Source organism: Acidimicrobiales bacterium (assembly GCA_035316325.1).
GTDB lineage: Bacteria > Actinomycetota > Acidimicrobiia > Acidimicrobiales > VFJN01 > DASXTK01.
On sequence record DATHJB010000244.1, the window covers coordinates 1 to 2693 of the forward strand.

Consider the following 2693-nt stretch of genomic DNA (forward strand, 5'->3'; position numbering starts at 1 on the left):
GGGGCGTCGGGGGCGATCGGCGCGGCGGTGGCGGCGGGGCTCACGGAGGCCGGGTGGACGGTCGTGACCCACCACCGTTCGACCGCACCGCCGCCGGGCTGCGGTGTCGCCGCGGTGCAGGCCGACCTCACCGACTGGGCCTCGACTCGGGCGCTGGCCAGCGACGTGGTCGACCGCTTCGGCCCGCCCGACCTCCTCGTCAACTGCGCCGGTCGCCGCGACGACGGCCTGCTGATCGCCCAGTCGCCGGAGCGCTGGACCGCCGTGCTCCACGACAACGTCGCCATGGCGTACCACCCGCTGCGGGCGTTCCTGCCGGGGATGGTCCGGCGGCGGGCCGGAGCGGTGGTGCAGGTCTCGTCGGTGGCCGGGCTGGTGGCCAGCCCCGGGCAGAGCGCCTACGCCGCTGCCAAGGCCGCCGTGATCGCCCTGGTCCGCACCCTGGCGGTCGAGTACGGCAGCCGGGGGATCCGCTGCAACGCCCTGGCGCCCGGCTTCGTCGAGACCCCCATGACCGCCGACGTCCCCGCCCACGTCCGCGCCGCCATCGAGGACCGCCAGGCCCTCCCCGGCTCCGTCCCCCTCGCCGACCTGACCCGCACGATCCTCCTCCTCGCCGACACCCCCACCATCACCGGGCAGGTGCTACGCGTCGACCTGGGTCTCGGGCTCTGAGCCGTTGGCGCGAGGGGTGGACCAGGCGGCCCACAACCCGGCGTAGACGCCGCCCGCCGTCAGCAGCTCGGCGTGGGGGCCTTCTTCGACGACACGGCCGTTGTCGAGGACGACGACGCGGTCGGCGGTGGCAGCCTGGGTGAGGCGGTGGGCGATCACCAGCGCGGTGCGGCCCTCGACCGCGGCGGCGGCCGCGGCGTCGAGCACCCCGGCCCCGGCGCTGCCGGCCTCGGCGGTGGCCTCGTCGAGGATCGCCACGTCCGGGTCGGCGAGCAGCAGCCGGGCCAGGGCCAGCTGCTGGGCCTGGGTGGGCGACAGCCGGTGGCCGCCGTCGCCGACGACCGTGTCGAGCCCGTCGGGCAGCGCCTCCACCCACGAGGTGGCGCCCACCCGGTCGAGTGCGGCCCGCAGACGATCGTCCGGAGCGTCGGGCGACGCCAGCCGCAGGTCGGCTGCCAGCGGGCCGCTGAAGACGTGGACCTCCTGGGTCACCAGCGCCACGGCACCCGGACAGTCGACCGTGCCCGCCGTGGCCGGGTGGATGCCGGCCACCAGCTTGGCCACCGTCGACTTCCCGGCGCCGCTGGGCCCGACCAGCGCCACCCGCTCCCCGGGCTGGACCACCAGGTCGACGTCGTCCAACGCCCGGTGCTCCCCGTCGTAGCTGAACGACACGCCCCGGAGCTCCACGCCCGCCCCCCGCTGCGCCGCCGACTCAGGAGCCGCACCCGCCGCAGGCGGGACCGCAACCGCACCCGCCGCCGCAGGAGACGGGAGGGACGTGACACCCACGAGGCGGGCCAGCGCGGCGCCGGCCTCCTGGGCCGCGTCGAGCTGGAAGAGCAGCTCACCGATGGGGTCGAAGAGTCGGTAGAAGTACAGCGCGCCGGCCGTCGCCCCGCCGACGGTGAGCGACCCGCCCTGCACCAGCGGGTAGCCGACGGCGAGCACCGTCGTCAGCCCCAACAGCTCGGCCGAGTTGAGCGCCGAGAAGAACCGGGCCCGCACCGACGCCGCCGACACCGCCAGGTCGACGGCCTCCTGCGACGTGCGGGTGATGGTGGCCACGTGGTCGTCCTGGAGCCGCAGCGCCCGGATGGTGGCGGCGCCGGTGACCCCCGTGTGCAGGTGCTGCGAGCGCCGTCCCTCGGCCTGTCGCTCGGCGGCGTAGAGCGGCCGCGAGCGGCGCAGGTACCAGAGGCCCGCGCCGACCTGGATCGGCAGCGCGGCGAGCCCGGCGAGCGCCAGCCGCAGGTCGAGCGCGGCGAGGCCGACCACCGTCAGGCCGATGACCAGCGCCGACGCCACGATCTCCGGCACCGACTCCCGCACCGCCTCGGACACGGCGTCGACGTCGCCGGAGGCCCGGGCCACCAGGTCGCCGGTGCCGGCCCGCTCCACGACGTCGATCGGCACGGCGAGCGCCCGGTCGACCACCTCCTCCCGCAGGTCGGCGAGCAGCAGCTCACCCAGGCGCCCCACCGCCCAGGCGCCGAAGCCGAACAGCACCCCCTGGGACAGGGCGGCGACCAGCAGCAGGGCGACGAGCCAGGTCAGGTCGCCCTCGGGCCGGTTGCCGGCGACCACGTCGACCACCCCGCCCAGCAGCAGCGGGATCGCCAGCGCCGCCAGCGTCGCCACCACCAGCACCACGCCGGCCCCCACGGCCAGCCGCCGGTGCGGCCGCGCCAGCCCCCGCAGCGCCCGCACGGTCTCCCGCCCCGTCGCGACCGGTAGCGCCGACGACGCCGACAGCCCGGCCGTCATGCCGGCACCGCCAGGTCCCGGAAGCGGGCGTCGATGACGGCCCGCCCCGTCGCGACCGGTAGCGCCGTCATCCCAGGACCGCCTCGCGGTAGCGGGCCTCGGTGAGCGCCAGCGTGGAGTGGGCGCCGGAGGCGACGACCTGGCCGGCGGCGACCAGCACCACCCGGTCGGCACACGCGAGCAGCGTCGGGCTCGACGTCAGCAACAGCGTCGTCCGCCCCGCTCGCAGCGCACGTACACCCGAGGCGATG

The 2693-nt window shown here is 76.8% G+C and carries 3 protein-coding genes; 1 reads left to right on the forward strand and 2 read right to left on the reverse strand.

All coding sequences use genetic code 11. The features are described 5' to 3' along the window. Positions 1-675: SDR family oxidoreductase (locus VK611_31135; protein HMG45826.1), on the forward strand; the 675-nt coding region annotated here is incomplete at its 5' end. Here the strand turns inward: VK611_31135 and VK611_31140 are convergent. Further along, positions 646-2442 carry an ABC transporter ATP-binding protein gene (locus VK611_31140; protein HMG45827.1) on the reverse strand — a complete coding sequence of 599 codons (1797 nt, stop codon included), beginning with the start codon at positions 2440-2442 and terminating at the stop codon, positions 646-648. The two genes, VK611_31135 and VK611_31140, sit on opposite strands and share 30 nt — an antisense overlap. Positions 2443-2509: 67 nt before the next feature. Beyond that, positions 2510-2693 (reverse strand): hypothetical protein (locus tag VK611_31145; GenBank protein ID HMG45828.1); only part of this gene is annotated, 184 nt, incomplete at its 5' end.

Bases quoted from the DNA above. Each gene is read 5' to 3' on its own strand.
- VK611_31140 (HMG45827.1), bottom strand. From the start codon at position 2,442: ATGACGGCCGGGCTGTCGGCGTCGTCGGCGCTACCGGTCGCGACGGGG.